Source organism: Vibrio chagasii, from assembly GCA_041879415.1.
In the GTDB taxonomy this organism is placed as follows: Bacteria; Pseudomonadota; Gammaproteobacteria; order Enterobacterales; family Vibrionaceae; genus Vibrio.
Map to the genome: position 1 here is coordinate 1259577 of CP090852.1, position 15587 is coordinate 1275163.

At 46.5% G+C, this 15587-nt stretch carries 16 protein-coding genes; 12 read left to right on the forward strand and 4 right to left on the reverse strand.

The window, feature by feature from the left end; genetic code table 11:
• Positions 1-136 precede the first annotated feature (136 nt).
• A complete protein-coding gene (aroQ, locus tag L0991_19490) occupies positions 137-580 on the reverse strand; it encodes a type II 3-dehydroquinate dehydratase (GenBank protein ID XGB64214.1) in 444 nt (147 codons plus the stop codon).
• A gap of 13 nt (positions 581-593) precedes the next feature.
• Positions 594-1433, reverse strand: a complete 840-nt coding sequence (locus L0991_19495) for a saccharopine dehydrogenase NADP-binding domain-containing protein (protein XGB64215.1) — start codon at positions 1431-1433, stop codon at positions 594-596.
• A gap of 283 nt (positions 1434-1716) precedes the next feature.
• On the opposite strand from L0991_19495, the gene L0991_19500 reads away from it, so the two are divergent.
• From L0991_19500 to L0991_19520, 5 genes are read left to right on the forward strand one after another with little or no spacing between them, the layout of a single operon-like run.
• The gene (locus tag L0991_19500; protein ID XGB64216.1) at positions 1717-2394 is read left to right on the forward strand and encodes a 4-carboxy-4-hydroxy-2-oxoadipate aldolase/oxaloacetate decarboxylase; all 678 of its coding nucleotides are present in this window, start codon (positions 1717-1719) and stop codon (positions 2392-2394) included.
• Positions 2387-3451 (forward strand): 4-oxalomesaconate tautomerase, encoded by a 1065-nt coding sequence (locus L0991_19505; GenBank protein ID XGB64217.1) that lies wholly within the window; start codon positions 2387-2389, stop codon positions 3449-3451. The genes L0991_19500 and L0991_19505 overlap by 8 nt, the downstream gene beginning before the upstream one ends.
• A gap of 27 nt (positions 3452-3478) precedes the next feature.
• The gene (locus L0991_19510) at positions 3479-4357 is read left to right on the forward strand and encodes an amidohydrolase family protein (protein ID XGB64218.1); all 879 of its coding nucleotides are present in this window, start codon (positions 3479-3481) and stop codon (positions 4355-4357) included.
• Between the two features lies 1 nt (position 4358).
• On the forward strand, positions 4359-4709 hold the full coding sequence (locus L0991_19515; protein XGB64219.1) for a protocatechuate 4,5-dioxygenase subunit alpha: 351 nt from the start codon (positions 4359-4361) through the stop codon (positions 4707-4709).
• Between the two features lie 2 nt (positions 4710-4711).
• Positions 4712-5551 (forward strand): protocatechuate 3,4-dioxygenase, encoded by an 840-nt coding sequence (locus L0991_19520; GenBank protein XGB64220.1) that lies wholly within the window; start codon positions 4712-4714, stop codon positions 5549-5551.
• Between the two features lie 61 nt (positions 5552-5612).
• On the opposite strand, the gene L0991_19525 is transcribed toward L0991_19520, so the two are convergent.
• Together L0991_19525 and L0991_19530 are read right to left on the reverse strand one after the other, a co-directional pair.
• Positions 5613-6641, reverse strand: coding sequence for a LacI family DNA-binding transcriptional regulator (locus L0991_19525; protein ID XGB64221.1), 1029 nt, complete (start codon positions 6639-6641; stop codon positions 5613-5615).
• Positions 6613-8343, reverse strand: coding sequence for a solute:sodium symporter family transporter (locus L0991_19530; GenBank protein XGB64222.1), 1731 nt, complete (start codon positions 8341-8343; stop codon positions 6613-6615). Before L0991_19530 ends, L0991_19525 begins: the two co-directional genes overlap by 29 nt.
• Before the next feature lie 215 nt (positions 8344-8558).
• On the opposite strand from L0991_19530, the gene L0991_19535 reads away from it, so the two are divergent.
• From L0991_19535 to L0991_19565, 7 genes are read left to right on the forward strand one after another with little or no spacing between them, the layout of a single operon-like run.
• A complete protein-coding gene (locus L0991_19535) occupies positions 8559-10310 on the forward strand; it encodes a dihydroxy-acid dehydratase (protein ID XGB64223.1) in 1752 nt (583 codons plus the stop codon).
• Between the two features lie 10 nt (positions 10311-10320).
• Positions 10321-11112, forward strand: coding sequence for an aldolase/citrate lyase family protein (locus tag L0991_19540; GenBank protein ID XGB64224.1), 792 nt, complete (start codon positions 10321-10323; stop codon positions 11110-11112).
• Positions 11112-12008: an aldose 1-epimerase gene (locus tag L0991_19545; protein XGB64225.1), complete on the forward strand. Its 897-nt coding sequence runs from the start codon at positions 11112-11114 to the stop codon at positions 12006-12008. Before L0991_19540 ends, L0991_19545 begins: the two co-directional genes overlap by 1 nt.
• Positions 12001-12876 (forward strand): SMP-30/gluconolactonase/LRE family protein, encoded by an 876-nt coding sequence (locus L0991_19550; protein XGB64226.1) that lies wholly within the window; start codon positions 12001-12003, stop codon positions 12874-12876. The genes L0991_19545 and L0991_19550 overlap by 8 nt, the downstream gene beginning before the upstream one ends.
• A 1-nt stretch (position 12877) precedes the next feature.
• Positions 12878-13747 (forward strand): NAD(P)-dependent oxidoreductase, encoded by an 870-nt coding sequence (locus L0991_19555; GenBank protein ID XGB64227.1) that lies wholly within the window; start codon positions 12878-12880, stop codon positions 13745-13747.
• A gap of 55 nt (positions 13748-13802) precedes the next feature.
• Positions 13803-14570, forward strand: coding sequence for an SDR family oxidoreductase (locus L0991_19560; protein ID XGB64228.1), 768 nt, complete (start codon positions 13803-13805; stop codon positions 14568-14570).
• A 24-nt stretch (positions 14571-14594) separates the two neighbouring features.
• Positions 14595-15503 carry a sulfite exporter TauE/SafE family protein gene (locus L0991_19565; protein XGB64229.1) on the forward strand — a complete coding sequence of 303 codons (909 nt, stop codon included), beginning with the start codon at positions 14595-14597 and terminating at the stop codon, positions 15501-15503.
• Positions 15504-15587 lie beyond the last annotated feature (84 nt).

The following is a 15587-nucleotide window of genomic DNA, read 5'->3' on the forward strand; positions in this document are numbered from 1 at the left end:
GTACTCAAGATCAATTAAGGGAGCAACTTAGCGATGCTCCCTTTCTTTAGATAGCGACTGCGATTGATAGGGCGTTGCTCAAGCCGATCTGCTTACAATGACTTCTTCAAAGCGCCTCTCAACATATTCAGTTTGATTACTTATCTAACAGAAAATCTAACGCTAATTTGTAGCCTTTTGTGCCCATACCTATGATGGTGCCTGCAGCGACAGGTGAAATGTACGAGTGATGGCGGAAAGCTTCGCGTGCATGCACGTTAGAGATGTGTACTTCAACCACTGGTACCTCAACCCCTTTGATCGCATCGTGAAGAGCAATCGATGTATGCGTGTAAGCACCCGGGTTAAACACAACGCCAGCGCATTCACCTTGAGTAAACTCACGCCCAGCTTTGTGGATGGCATCAATTAGGCTGCCTTCAGTATTGCTTTGAAAACACTCAGCGTCATAACCGTACCCCGCTGCGACTTTGCGGCAGTTTTCTTCTACGTCAGCCAGTGTTTCGTAGCCGTATTGTGCAGGCTCACGTGTGCCAAGTAGATTCAGGTTTGGTCCGTTGAGTATTAAGATTTTTTTCATTGGGTCATTGTCCTTAACGTAAATTCGCAAGCTGTGTTTGCTTAAAAGTATTGAGTTGTTGAGTTGAAACTTGGGCACCAGTGAACAGGGTGAACGCATCATGGGCTTGATGGAAAAAGAGCTCAAAGCCACTCAACGTATTGATCGATTTCTGCTGTGCGGCTTTTAGAAACTCTGTCTCACGCGGTGTGTATACGGCATCAAAACACCAAGCTTGCTCCTGTAACCAAGAGGTTTCAATTGGGCAACCGGGTGTTTGATAGTGACCGATGGGCGTGCAATTGAGGACACCGTCTGCTTTCTGTACCGCTGTTTCTAGCGTCGTTTCATTCAAACATACGGTATCTATATTCTCAGCCGCAAGTAGCTTCGCTAGGCTATTCATTTTTGTTAGATCCCGGTCATATATTGCGATCTCTGTCGCACCGAGATCGGCCAGTGAAAAGCAGATTGCTTTGCCGACGCCACCACAACCAAGCACTACTACTTTGCCCGGCTTGTGCTGAGCAAATTGGTTAAATGCAGCGATAAAGCCACTGTAGTCTGTGTTGTAAGCGATGACCTCTTGGTCACGTTTAACCAGCGTGTTAGCTGCACCGACTCGCTTGGCACAAGGCGCGAGCTGATCGGCGACCGATAGTATTTGTTCTTTGTAGGGGTAGGTAACGTTGGCTGAATCAATCTCGTTGTCGAACAAGTCTGTAGTGTGCTGGTGGAGTGCTTCTGCGCTGTTGGTGGTCAGCTCTTCGAGTTGATAGTGCAGTTCAATATTAAGCTTTTCAGCAAGGGCATTGTGAAAATCTGGCGATTGAGAACGTTGGATATTCTGCCCTATGAGTCGACATTGAATCATGATTCACTCCTTATCGTTATTTGTCACTACGCTAGCAAAACCCTCTTTCTCGCGATAATTGTTTTTTCCTAACACCCATTCAATTTTTGAAGATTACCGATAGTGCAGGGCGCAGCACCTAAGCGGTAACGGGTGTAATTGCACTCCCTATCTCAAAATCTTATACCTTGCGAAATAATTGAAATATCGCCTTTGTCAGCACCTCTTTATAGTGAATACATCAGCGAGCAGTAACCACCTTTGAAGGGATTCACCTGCCGAAATGTATTAAGAGGGAACACAAATGCAGAACAACGTCGTAGTACAAAATATTCAGCGCGCAGACAAAGAGCTTATTGAAGGCTTGCGTCAATGTGGTGTGGCTACCATTCATGAAGCTCAGGGCCGTAAAGGCTTATTGGCTCATTACATGCGCCCAATTTTCCAAGGCGACGCGGTTGCGGGTTCTGCATTGACCATCTCAGGTGCAGCGGGTGATAACTGGATGATGCACGTAGCGATCGAGCAAGCAAAAGCCGGTGACTTCTTAGTATTCGCACCGACTTCCCCTTCTAATCACGGCTTCTTTGGCGACTTGCTAGCGACATCGGCGCAAGCGCGCGGCGTGGTCGGCCTTATCATCGAAGGTGGCGTACGTGACACTCGTGACCTGCGTGAAATGAATTTCCCAGTATGGTCTAAGGCGATCTTCAGTGAAGGTACCATCAAGGAGACACTGGGTTCGGTGAACGTACCAATGAATTGTGCCGGCGCTCTGGTTTACCCAGGTGATGTGATGGTTGCGGATGAAGACGGCGTTGTAGTTGTGCGTCGCGAGGAGGCGGAAGAGGTTCTGCATGAATCATTAGCGCGCATGGAACGTGAAGAAGCAAAGCGTGTTCGATTAGCGAATGGCGAGTTGGGTCTGGACATCTATCAAATGCGCGGCCGCCTAGAAGAGAAAGGGCTGAAATATGTCTAGCCATCCCTTCAGTGCACCATGCATGTGGATGCGATCTGGTACATCAAAGGGAGCCTATTTCCTGCGCAAGGATTTACCAGAGAACGAGCAAGCATGTGAGCAGTTTTTACTGTCGATGATGGGTACCCCGGACCCAAGACAGATCGACGGTATTGGCGGCGCAGACCCACTCACTTCGAAGGTTGCGATAGTGGAATCGTCAAAACGTGAAGGCGTCGACGTTGACTACCTATTTCAACAGGTATTTGTTGACCAAAAGCTTATTAGTGGCAAGCAAAATTGTGGCAATATTTTAGCGGGTGTTGCACCGTTTGCGATTGAACGTGGATTAGTAGAAGCACAAGAGGGCCAAACCTCGGTCCGCATCTTTATGGAGAACACGCAGCAGGTAGCAACGGTTACTGTGCAAACCCCAAACAAGCAAGTGACCTATGCTGGTGACTGCCATATTGATGGAGTTCCTAATACCGCGGCTCCGCTAGCGGTCTGCTTTGAAGATACGGCGGGCTCTACCTGCGGTGCTTTATTGCCAACGGGGAACGAAGTCGACGTGATTGATGACGTGAGCGTAACTCTGATTGATAACGGTATGCCTGTCGTGGTGCTAAGAGCGCAAGATTTTGGCCTCACAGGCGATGAATCTCGCGAGCAATTGGATGACAACTCCGAACTTAAGCAACGTCTGGAGTCGATACGCCTGCAAGCTGGGCCAATGATGAATCTCGGCGATGTTCGTGAGCTAAGTGTGCCGAAAATGACACTGGTGAGCGCACCTCAATATGGTGGTGGTATTTCAACGCGAACTTTTATCCCCCATCGCTGCCATGCGTCGATCGGTGTATTGGGCGCAGTGAGTGTCGCGAGTGCCTGCATCTTGAATGACGCCCCAGCAAAGCAACTTGCTGAAGTCGAAATAGAAAAACAAATACATATCGATGTTGAACACCCAATCGGAAAGATGAGCGTGGTGCTAGACGTTGAACAAAATCAAGTGAAGTCCGCCGCGATCCTTCGCACAGCAAGAAAGCTGTTCGATGGCACCGTATTTGGACTGTAAGCCTGCTGAAAATAACAAGGAAGAAACATGGACGCTGATTACCTACCGTTCCACCCAAATCCAAGCAAGCCGAAGTTTGTGGTGCCAGAAGGCGCAGTGGACAGCCACTGTCACGTTTTTGGTCCTGCGGCTAAATTCCCTTACTCTCCGGCGCGTAAGTACACCCCATGCGACGCGTCAAAAGAGCAGCTTTTTGCCCTGCGTGATCACTTAGGCTTTAGCCGTAATGTGATTGTCCAAGCTTCTTGCCACAGTACAGATAACCGCGCGCTTGTTGATGCGCTAGAGACCGCTGGTGAGTTAGCTCGTGGCATTGCATTCGTTGACGAAACTGTCACTGACGAAGAGCTACAAGCGATGGACAAAGCCGGCGTTCGTGGTGTCCGCTTTAATTTTGTGAAGCGCTTAGTTGATACAGTGCCAACTGAAAAGCTTAAAGTTATCGCTGAGAAGATCCGCCCATTAGGTTGGCATGTTGTGGTCTACTTTGAAGCGCAAGATATTGATGATGTAACGCCGTTTTTAGAAGAGCTTAACATGACGGTAGTGATTGACCACATGGGTCGTCCTGATGTGGCAAAAGGTGTTGATAGCCAAGAGTTCGGCAAGTTTATTTCCCTGATGGAGCGTAACCCAGATATCTGGTGCAAAGTGAGCTGCCCAGAGCGTTTGACTCAAACGCCACCGGATTACTCCGATGTGGTGCCGTTCGCTAAAACCTTGGTTGATCTGTTTCCAAACCGCGTACTTTGGGGTACCGACTGGCCACATCCAAACATGAAGTCACACACTCCAGACGATGGTCACTTAGTGGATGTGATACCACAAATTGCCACTACGGTAGAGAAACAGCAAGCACTACTCGTCACTAATCCAATGAAACTTTACTGGCCGGAGAGCGTGTAACATGACTTACCTAAATAATAAGCCGATCCCCGGCACAACCATGTTTGATGGCGCGATGGCGCGTAAAGGCTATGGCTTGAACAAGATGTGTCATTCACTTAACGAGCAAGCGGGACGCGATGCGTTTTCAGCCGATGAAATGGCCTACTGTGACAAGTATGGACTGACGGAAGCTCAAAAGACCGCGATCAAAGAGCGTGACGTTCTAGGGTTGATCGCAGAAGGTGGCAGTATCTATTACCTTGCCAAATTCGTAGGTATGTTGGGACTCAACATGCAAGACATTGGTGCAATGCAAACGGGTATGACAGTTGAAGAATTTAAACAGATGTTAGTAGAGGCAGGGAAATAGTTATGGCAAAGATCGTTGGCGGAATTACCACTTCCCACATTCCTTCAATTGGTAAAGCAATTGAGAACAATCTACAACAAACTGAATACTGGAAGCCTCTGTTTGATGCATATCCACCGATTCACCACTGGCTAGATGAAGTTCAACCAGATGTTGCGGTCGTTTTTTATAACGATCACGGCTTAGAGTTCTTCCTTGATAAGAAACCGACCTTCGCCATTGGTGCCGCACCAAGTTATAAGAATGCCGATGAAGGCTGGGGTATTCCTACTATTCCAGAGATCAACGGTGACCCAGAGCTGTCGTGGCACATCTGTAACGAACTGGTTGAGAACGAGTTCGATATTACCATCTGCCAAGAGATGAAAGTTGACCATGGTCTAACTGTACCAATGCAGCTGATGTGGCCAAACTTCAGCTACGGTCACATGAAGGTGATCCCGGTATGTATCAACGTAGAACAGCACCCAATGCCATCACCTAAACGTTGTTACGACCTAGGTAAAGCGATTGGTAAGGCAGTAGAAAGCTACGATAAAGACTTGAAGGTTGTTGTGCTTGGCACTGGTGGTCTTTCTCACCAGCTAGACGGTGAGCGTGCTGGCTTTATCAATAAAGAGTTCGACCTTTACTGCATGAAGAAACTGATCGACAACCCAGAAGAGCTGACTAAGCTTTCGATTTACGACCTAGTAGAGCAGGGTGGTGCACAAGGTGCGGAATTCATTATGTGGCTTGGTATGCGTGGTGCATTGACGGGCGAGCTTGATGTGCTGAAAAGCAGCTATCACGCACCCGTGTCGAATACCGGCGCTGGCACCATGTTGATAGAAAACCGCTGATTACATTAACCGTCAAATGTTTAAAAAGCCCCAGAGTGTCATGCTCTGGGGCTTTTTATTATTAGCAGATTAGCTTTGTTGAATCTCGTGGGACAATGCTATAGCCCGTGTCGACCACTCTTGGTACAAAGTTCTCATCGTGAAAGCTTTCGAAAGCTAAGTTAGCCAGCTCTTCAGCGATAATTTGACTATTAAGATTCACACTGGATAGGCTGATTGGAGTCAAACATGAGCTTATTGAGAAGTCACCAAAACCAATTACACTGAGTTGCTCTGGGATGGCGATACCTCTTTGTGTTGCTTCTAAGATGACGCCGATACCGATCGCATCATTGGTAGCAACAATCCCATCAATGCCCCGATGGTTTGCTAGGGCTTGCGAGAGATGGCGTCGCGTATCTTCGTAAGAGTTTCGCGTGTAAGGGATATCAATGAGCACTGGCTCTTGTTGCTCTGCACTACGAAGCGCTTCGCAGTATCCGATATATCGCTTTTGAGCACGTATATCATCTTTATAGCGCGTTGAAAAATAAGCGATTTTCTTACAGCCTGAATCAATAAGATATTGGGTTGTATCAAAGCCAGATTTTTCGTGTTCAAGCCCGACTCGAATATCGGTATCACCACCTAAATCGAGTAGCTGGATGACAGTCGCAGAGCTTCCTTTAAGCATCTTGTTGGTCGCATCAGTATGCTCTTGGCCTGTGATGATTAGAATCGAAGGTGACCACTCAAGCATTGAGCGAACCTGCTCTTCTTCTTTATCTAAGTTGTGATCATGGGACGCTATTTTTAGTTGGAAGCCTTTTGGGCTAACTAATTCCTCTAACTGCTGCAGAATGTCACTGATCACTTCATTGGCAATAGATGGGACAATGACAGAGATGCTTTTGCTCTTGCTCCCAGTAAACTGACTCGCGATCTTGTTGTAAACATAGCCAAGCTCATCAATTGATTTTTGAATCTTATCGCCAGTTTTCTTAGAGACCTTTTCAGGCTTTCTGATATAGAGAGAAACCGTAGATGGTGAGACGCTCGCGTGAAGCGCAACGTCATCGATCTTAACAGTTTGAGTGGCTTTTTTTCGCATAAGGACGTAAACCTGAAGACTTAACGAGTTTAACAATAATCACAGTCGCGCCAAAAACGATAGCGGCAACCAAATATGGGTAGGTTACTGGTACCCCGTTAGGGTTAGCAATACCAAGTGGCGATAGCGTAACATAAATGAGAACTAATGCCGCGACCATAAATACACTATAAGCTTCGGCATAACGCCACTTCGCCATAGGAATCTGAGGCTTGCTCATTTTCTCGACATAAGCATGACTTGGTGAGAAATGGCCGATCAGCAACATAATCGAGATTTCCAGCACGAACAATATCCCCATTAGGTGGATGTAATGAACGGTAATCACATCCTTGAAGATAAAGTTGTAAGCACTGTAAACAACGATATGGAAAGGTAGGATAAACTTCGCTGCTTTCGCTGGCACCTTAGTCGTTAAAAAGCCAACCAACACAATCGCGATAACCGGAATATTATAGAAGCCAGTGAATCGACGCAGCAGATCAAAGATACCGCTTGGGAACTCCAATAGTAACGGAGAGATAATAATAGAGATTAGCGCAAAACCGAGTGACGTCATTTTACCGACTCTAACCAGTTTCTTCTCATCATTACACTTCATTAACGGGCTGTAGAAATCGAGGGCAAACAAGGTCGCACTTGCGTTCACAATACTATTAAAGTGGCTGATCACTGTACCAAACAACGCGGCAGCAAATAGGCCAGTTAACCACCAAGGAAGAATCAACTTCACCAGTGTTGGGTATGCTAAGTCAGGCAGTTCTAGAGTATCACCGTAAATCTTAAAAGCGATGAGCCCTGGCAGTACCATAACGATAGGCACAATCAGTTTGATAGAGCCTGCGAATAACACGCCTTTTTGACCTTCAGAAAGAGACTTAGCACCAAGGGTACGCTGAATGATCATCTGGTTGGTACACCAGTAGAATAAGTTCGCCGCAATCATGCCAGTAAAGATGGTTGAGAATGGGACGCTGCTATCTGCGTCACCAATGGCGTTGAGTTGTTCTGGGTTACTCTTTATTAGTTCTTCAATTCCAGTTAGCGCACTGCCATCCCCTAGCATCATTAAACCCAAAACAGGAATAAGCAGAGAAGCGAGTAGTAACAGAACTCCGTTAATCGTATCTGAAATTGCCACTGCTTTTAGCCCGCCAATTGCGGCATATAGCCCACCTACAGCACCCATAGCCAATGACAACCCAGCGATTACCCAGAAGTAATCTATATTGACCATCTCTTGTATGTGAAACATTTTCTCAATTGTGATTGAGCCGAGATAGAGGCTCACTGGATTGGCCATAATAACGTAGCCAATCAGACACATCATGCTGATCATACGGCGGGTGTGGGCGTCAAATCGTTCTTCCAAAAATTCAGGAATGGTGGTTAGCCCTCGCTTCAAGTACCTAGGAAGAAAGAACAGCGCCATGATGATAGTCGCGATGGCGGCTGTACTCTCCCAAGCCATACCACTGATATCAAATCGATATGCGTTGCCATTTAGCCCAATCAGTTGCTCGGCAGATAAATTAGACAACAACAGTGAACCCACAATGAAGTAGGCGGATAACCCCCTGCCAGCTAAGAAAAAACCGGACACACCCTCTTCACTTATTCCTTTCGTTTTTCGATAAGAATATAGCGCTACAATTACTGTAAAGAGCAAAAAGCTAAATGTAATAAAAAGTGACTGACTCATTAAAAGTACCAATTTGATAGCGTTTACGTGGAAAATACCTACATTTTTTGGGCGTCTCACCCTGTTTCTTACGTAAAGTTGACTTAAAACAATAAAAGTTAATTCGTATGCTATGTTTCTTGATAGAGATCTCATTATTGTTTTTTCGGCGTTGCGATCGTAGCGCTACGAAAATAAAGTTCACCCCAAGAAATACGAATAACAAGTTGGAAAATATGTTTAATACAGCGAATTTGAAGAAACGCGATATTTCGGAACTACGAAGCCAACGTTGGTACGCACCAGATACGATTCGAGCGTTTGCTCATCGTCAACGCAGCCAGCAAATGGGCCTGAATCGCGAAGAGTTCATGGGTAAACCCGTTATTGGCATTATCAATACGTGGAGTGACCTAAGCCCTTGCCACTCTCACTTAAGAGAGCGTGCAGAAGCAGTAAAACGAGCGGTATGGGCATCAGGTGGTTACCCAGTAGAACTCCCTGCACTTTCGGTAGGTGAAGTACTGGTCAAACCAACGACGATGTTATACCGCAATTTCCTTGCTATGGAAGCAGAAGAACTACTGCGTCAGCACCCAATTGATGGTGCAATTTTGATGGGTGGTTGTGATAAATCGACACCTGCTCTATTAATGGGCGCAATTTCAATGGATATTCCGATGCTATTTTGCCCAGCAGGACCTATGTCTTCAGGCAAATGGCGTGGCACAACAACAGGCGCAGGTACTCACACTAAGAAATACTGGGACCAACTTCGTTTAGGCGCGATTACTCAGCACGATTGGGTTGAGTTAGAGGGTGCCATGACCCGTTCTATCGGTACTTGTAACACTATGGGTACTGCATCAACGATGACTTCTATTGCTGATGCAATCGGCTTTATGATTCCAGGTGCTTCTTCTATTCCTGCTGCAGATTCTCGCCATACACAAATGGCTGCGCAGTGCGGTAAAACGATTGTCGACATGGTTTGGTATGACCATAAGCCGTCTTCTTGGCTAACTCGTGAAAACTTCCTGAACGGCATCGTTGCTTACATGGCTGTAGGTGGCTCAACAAACGCAGCCATTCACCTGATTGCGATGGCTAACCGAGCGAAAATTAAGATCACGCTTGATGATATGGAAGAAATTGCTCGTAAAGTACCTGTACTTGCGAACTTATTCCCATCGGGTGATCAGCTTATGGAAGAGTTTTTCTTTGCTGGCGGCCTAATGGCTCAACTGAAGAAAATCAGTCAATTCTTACACCTTGACGTAACGGGTGTGCTCAACACGCCAATGAGTAGCTGGTTAGAACACGCTGATTGTTACGATGACAACGTTATCCGTGACCTAGAAAACCCAGTAGTGCCACTGTCTCAAGGCTGCGCACTATCTGTTCTTAAAGGCAACTTATGCCCGAACGGTGCGGTAATGAAATCTTCAGCGGCACTGCCCGAACTGCGTAAGCACCGTGGTCGTGCACTGGTATTCGATAATCATCAAGATTTATCAGACACCATCGATCAACCAGACTTAGATGTCACTAAAGACACAGTCATCATCCTAAGAAACGCAGGGCCAGTTGGTGCACCGGGTATGCCGGAATGGGGCAACCTTCCAATTCCTAAGAAACTTCTTAAAGAAGGCGTCACTGACATGGTTCGAATTACCGATGCACGCATGTCAGGCACACACTATGGCACTTGTATCTTACACGTTGCGCCAGAATCAGCAGTAGGTGGTCCACTCGCATTGGTGAAAACTGACGACATCATCGAGCTCGATATTGAAGCAGGCACACTGAACATGCTGGTGTCTGAAGAAGAGCTAGCAAATCGCCGTGAGAACCTGAAGCCAACACACAAAACATTCGAGCGTTCGTACGCTGCGCTATACCAGCAACACGTAACTCAAGCAGACGAAGGGTGTGATTTCGATTTCCTTCAAGCGGGCAGCGACGTTCCAGAACCACCAATTCACTAAGGTATAAACAATGAACAAATTTAAAAACGCAATTGAAGCTGGTGACGTACAGCTTGGTACTTGGATGATGACAGGCAGCGATACCGTTGCTGAAGCGATGGCGACAGTGGGCTTTGACTTCTTGGTTCTTGACCAAGAGCACGTGCCAGTAGACTCACTCGATGCAGTTCGCATTGACCGTGCTGTTCGCAACGCATCAAACAAAACAGTACCGCTTTACCGCCTAGCGTGGAATGACGTGGTGTTGATTAAGCGTGCTCTTGATGGTGGTGCAAACTCACTAATGGTGCCATTCATTAACACAGCAGAAGAAGCAAAAGCGGCAGTAGAAGCGGCTTACTACCCACCACTAGGTAAACGTGGTTTTGCAGCTGTTCACCGCGCTTCTATGTACGGTTCAAACTCTGATTTCCTACGTGAAGCAAACGAAGAGCTATGCTTCATTTTACAGATGGAAACACCAGAGGCGATCGACAATATGGAAGAGATTGCAGCGGTTGAAGGTGTGACTGGCTTCTTCATCGGCCCTGGCGATATGTCTGCGGCAATGGGCCATACGGGTAACCCGTCTCATCCTGAGGTACAAGCAAAAATCGCACAAGGTTTAGATAAAGCGAAAACACTGGGTTTACCTTGCGGGATCGTTGGCGGTACACCTGAACTGGCGAACAAATACCAAGAAATGGGCTTCTCATTCGTCGCGCTAGGTTCTGATATGAGCTACCTAATGGCTCGTGCAAAAGAGCAGCTAGCAGCTATCCGCGGTGAAGAAATCACAGTATCAGGCGGTGAGGTTTACTAATGCTTAATGTCGTCACTAAAACTCAAGGCGAACTTGTACTTAAAGTCGCTCCACAACTTGGCGGTGCAATCGCAGGCTTAACCTATCGAGGTATCGATATTTTAAGACCGTTACCCAATCAAGATGATGTGATTGTGAATCAGTCGGGCAGTTTTCCTCTTGTGCCTTACTCCAACCGAATCGGGCTGGGTAAATTTGAGTTTGGTGGCGAGCGTTATGAACTAATTAAAAACTTTGGGGACCACCCGCATTCCATTCATGGGAACGCTTGGAAAGGCGAATGGGTAGTGGCAGAAGAGTCTGCGACAGGGTGTGTCCTCAAGTTTTTACACCAAGCTGATTTGGAAGAATACCACCACTGGCCTTGGCCTTATCAAGCGACTCAAACCTTTGAACTGCTTGAAAATGAGCTGAGAGTGACACTGAAATATTTCAATCTAGCAGAGCGCACTGTGCCTGTTGGCCTTGGTTTCCACCCTTACTTTGCCAATGCTGATCGAAGCTTGATTCAACTTAACGCAGACAAGGTACTACTCAACGATGAAAACACCTTGCCATGTGCCACTGTTGATGTGCCTAAAGAGTGGGATTTCAGTACTTTACGACGCCCTCAGCCAGGGTCTGTAGACAACTGTTTCTCAGGTTGGGATGGTCACGCCAATGTGATTTGGCCTGAACAAGGTATCAGAGCGGAAATGAGTTCTCCGGATGCAAGCAATGTGATTGTGTTCGTGCCAGGAACGGAGAAAAACTTCGTTGCTATCGAGCCAGTAACGAATGTGAACAACGCAATTAATGACCTCACCAGTGGTGAAAGTGACCAAGCAATGAAGCTCGTCGATGCTGGTCAGTCCGTATCAATGACAATGATTATTAAGGTTTCAGATTATGAGTAACCCAGAAGTCTTATTCGATTACATCGGGCATTTACCTGAATGTCCAACTTGGGACGCCAAGACCCAAACTCTGCTTTGGACAGACATTTTAGAACACGAGATCCATCGTTTCTGCCCTGAGAGTAAAGCTCACACAGTACTGAACTTCGATGAAGAAGTGGGTTGTTTTGCTCTGCGTGAAAAAGGCGGCTTCATTGCAGCTATGCGCACAGGCATCTTCCTTACTGATGACAGCGGCAAGATCGAAAAGCAAGTATGTGAAAACCCAAACAACCCGTTTGTTGCGCGTTTCAATGACGGCGGTGTTGACCAAGATGGCCGCTTCTATGCGGGCACTTACTGGGGCCCAAGAACGTTTAACGGTGCAATGTTGATGCGTATTGATGCATCGCTTACACCAAAGGTTGTGCAGTGCGACATTCTTGGCGCTAACGGCCTTGCATTCAGCCCTGACAAAAAATGGATGTACACCACTGACACTCCTAACCATGTGATGTACCGAACCCCTCTACTGGCGGACGGTGAGCTGGGAATGCGTGAAGTGTTTAAGACTTTCCCTCAAGGCAATGGTCGTCCTGACGGTGCGGCAGTTGATGTGGAAGGTTGTTACTGGACGGCACTGTTTGATGGTCACCGTATCGCAAGAATCAGCCCTGAAGGCGAGATCCTTGAAGAGTACCCATTGCCAGTGCGCTGCCCAACCATGGTCTGTTTTGGTGGTCACGATATGAAGACACTCTTCATTACAACTACTCGTGAAAACATGGAACAGGAAGAACTTGAAGAGCGCCCACTTTCCGGTGCGATCTTCACAATGAGAACCAACGTGGCCGGTATGGTCAAACCAACATTTTTAGAGAACGAATAATATGCAAACTATTGGATTTATTGGCCTAGGTCTTATGGGTGAAGCGATGTCAAAGAACATCGTTCAAAAACACGAAGGTAAAGTTTTTGTTTATGACCTAAACAAAGAGCAAGTCGCTAAGCTCGTAGACGCTGGCGCAACAGCAGCAGACAGCATCGCAGAAGTTGCGAAAAAAGCCGATGTTATCATCTCAATGGTACCGAAGTCAGTTCACGTACAAGCCGTTTATAAAGAGCTTATCCCTGAACTGTCTGAGCGCCATATTACTATCGACATGTCGACTATCGATCCAAGCGTGTCTATCGAAGTATCTAAGCAAGTGGCTGAAACTGGCGCAATTATGCTTGATGCACCAGTAGTTAAATCAGTACCGGCAGCCATCGCTGCTGACTTAGGTATCTACATCGGTGGTGACAAAGCTGCATACGAAAAAGTAGAGCACATCTTGGCAATGATGGGCTCAAACCAAATCCACCTTGGTGACAATGGCCGTGGTCTTGTGATGAAAATCCTTCACAACAACCTAGTTGGTGGCATTCAAAACGCGATGAACGAAATGGTTGCAGCCGCTGAGCATTACGGCATCGAAAAAGACGACTTTGGTACAGCATGTTCTTACGGTGGTGCATCGAACTTTTACATGACAGGCAAACTTCCTGCTGTCGCTAAGCAAGATTACACCACTGCGTTTTCTCTAGAGAACATGGCAAAAGACGTTCACATCATGAAATCAATGATGGAAGAGTCAGGCCTGACACTTCCAGGTGCAGATGTCGTTAAAGCGGTATACGACCAAGGCCTAGAAGCGGGTATCGGCGGTGAAGATTTCTGTGCAACTTACAAAGTTGTTCAACAAAACTCAAAAGCATAACTAATTTGACCTCCGGCTATCGGCTGGAGGTAATTTCCAATCGAGGCAAAAGAAAATGAATTACGCAGAAAATGTAAAATACGCATCTCTTGAAGGCAAAGTTGCTGTAATTACGGGTGGTGCAAGTGGCATCGGTGAAGAGCTGGTACGTAGCTTTGTAAGCCAAGGCTCTAAAGTTGCTTTCCTAGATTACGACAAAGAAGCAGGCGAGAAACTGGCTGAAGAACTAGGTTGCCTATTCCTGTTCTGTGATGTGACCAACACTGAACTGCTTCAAAACTGTTTCCAAGAAGTGTCTAAGCACTACGGTACGGTTGATATCCTAGTGAACAACGCTGGTTCTGATGATCACCACACTATCGATGATCTAACAGAAGAATACTTCGACAACCGCATCAACATGAACCTACGTCACCAGTTATTTGCGATTCAAAGCGTTATTGATGGCATGACAGAAAAAGGCGCGGGCTCAATCATCAACATGGGTTCAATCAACTGGATGCGTGGCCGTCCAGGTCGTGTGTGTTACTCACTGTCTAAAGCGGCTATCCACGGCTTCACTCGTACTCTAGCTCAAGAACTAGGTGAGCGTGGTATTCGTGTGAACAGCCTTGTTCCAGGTGCAATCCGCACACCTAAGCAAGACGCAATGTGGGCAAAACTAGACCCATCAGCAGTAAACCAATTCGTAGAACTTCAAGCGCTTAAATTCCGCTTAGATGGCACTCACTGTGCTCGACTAGCGCTGTTCCTAGGTTCGGATGAATCTTGTGGTTGTACTGGTCAAGACTTCGTAGTGGATGCAGGTCTAACTCTTAACTAATTATAATTAAATGGATTTTTAGCAATGTCATTTTTTGATTTAACAACTCCAGATGGAGATGCACTAAGCGGTACAACGGTAATAACTGTTGTAGGTCTTATGTTCATGTACACCTTTGTCGGCATTTGTGCTGGCTTTGGTGGCGGCCTAACAACGATGCCTTTGGTATCAATGCTTTTACCAGTAAAAATGGCGGCACCGATGTCCGTTATGGTTGGTACCGCAACAGCTCTTTACGCGACATGGTTATCTCGTAAAGAGACTGACTGGAAATCAGCAATGGTTCTGATTGGTTTCTCTATCTTAGGTGTACCAGTAGGTATCTACGCACTGTCTTACCTACCAGACAGCATCATGAAAATGGGCCTAGGTATTTTCCTAATCGTGTACTCTTTCTACAGCCTATTTGTTCCACGCCTACCGGTTTACGATAAAAACTGGATTGCAGCGCCAATGGGTGCAGTAGCAGGTGCGTTAGGTGCGGCTTTCTCTACGAATGGTCCACCGGTTGTTATCTACGGTATGCTTCGTAACCTTGGTCCTGCGGCTTTCCGTGGCACACTGAACGCGTTCTTTACTGCAAACAACCTAACAATCATTGGTGGTTTGGCAACAAGCGGTATTCTGACTGTTGATACAGTGAAGCTAGTAATGTTCGCTATCCCGACTATGATTCTTGGTTCTGTTGTTGGTCAGTACGTTCATAAACGCATCCCAACATCTGTGTTCCGCCTAATGGTATTTGTACTACTGATTGCTTCTGGTGCAATGCTAATTAAAGGTGCTGCTGATTTACCTGCTGCTCTTTGTCTAGGTGTTGCATTTGGTGCGCTTGCTATCTGCCAACTTGCTTTCGGTAAGAAAGTAGCGGCTATCCGTAAAGCGGATGAAGAAGAAAAAGCGAAAGCAGCTGCGGAAACAGCAACAGCATAATTGACTCTTTCTATCGTCGAATGAAAAAGCCCTATAACGTTTCATCGTTATAGGGCTTTTTTTTAAAGCAACTTTGAGTGTGCT

What these genes read in the sequence shown, in the direction of transcription:
- L0991_19510 (XGB64218.1), top strand. Translation starts at nt 3,479, where the DNA reads ATGGACGCTGATTACCTACCGTTCCACCCAAATCCAAGCAAGCCGAAG.
- aroQ (XGB64214.1), bottom strand. Translation starts at nt 580, where the DNA reads ATGAAAAAAATCTTAATACTCAACGGACCAAACCTGAATCTACTTGGC.
- L0991_19500 (XGB64216.1), top strand. Translation starts at nt 1,717, where the DNA reads ATGCAGAACAACGTCGTAGTACAAAATATTCAGCGCGCAGACAAAGAG.
- L0991_19525 (XGB64221.1), bottom strand. Translation starts at nt 6,641, where the DNA reads ATGCGAAAAAAAGCCACTCAAACTGTTAAGATCGATGACGTTGCGCTT.
- L0991_19555 (XGB64227.1), top strand. Translation starts at nt 12,878, where the DNA reads ATGCAAACTATTGGATTTATTGGCCTAGGTCTTATGGGTGAAGCGATG.
- L0991_19545 (XGB64225.1), top strand. Translation starts at nt 11,112, where the DNA reads ATGCTTAATGTCGTCACTAAAACTCAAGGCGAACTTGTACTTAAAGTC.
- L0991_19535 (XGB64223.1), top strand. Translation starts at nt 8,559, where the DNA reads ATGTTTAATACAGCGAATTTGAAGAAACGCGATATTTCGGAACTACGA.
- L0991_19505 (XGB64217.1), top strand. Translation starts at nt 2,387, where the DNA reads ATGTCTAGCCATCCCTTCAGTGCACCATGCATGTGGATGCGATCTGGT.
- L0991_19515 (XGB64219.1), top strand. Translation starts at nt 4,359, where the DNA reads ATGACTTACCTAAATAATAAGCCGATCCCCGGCACAACCATGTTTGAT.
- L0991_19550 (XGB64226.1), top strand. Translation starts at nt 12,001, where the DNA reads ATGAGTAACCCAGAAGTCTTATTCGATTACATCGGGCATTTACCTGAA.
- L0991_19560 (XGB64228.1), top strand. Translation starts at nt 13,803, where the DNA reads ATGAATTACGCAGAAAATGTAAAATACGCATCTCTTGAAGGCAAAGTT.
- L0991_19565 (XGB64229.1), top strand. Translation starts at nt 14,595, where the DNA reads ATGTCATTTTTTGATTTAACAACTCCAGATGGAGATGCACTAAGCGGT.
- L0991_19540 (XGB64224.1), top strand. Translation starts at nt 10,321, where the DNA reads ATGAACAAATTTAAAAACGCAATTGAAGCTGGTGACGTACAGCTTGGT.
- L0991_19520 (XGB64220.1), top strand. Translation starts at nt 4,712, where the DNA reads ATGGCAAAGATCGTTGGCGGAATTACCACTTCCCACATTCCTTCAATT.
- L0991_19495 (XGB64215.1), bottom strand. Translation starts at nt 1,433, where the DNA reads ATGATTCAATGTCGACTCATAGGGCAGAATATCCAACGTTCTCAATCG.
- L0991_19530 (XGB64222.1), bottom strand. Translation starts at nt 8,343, where the DNA reads ATGAGTCAGTCACTTTTTATTACATTTAGCTTTTTGCTCTTTACAGTA.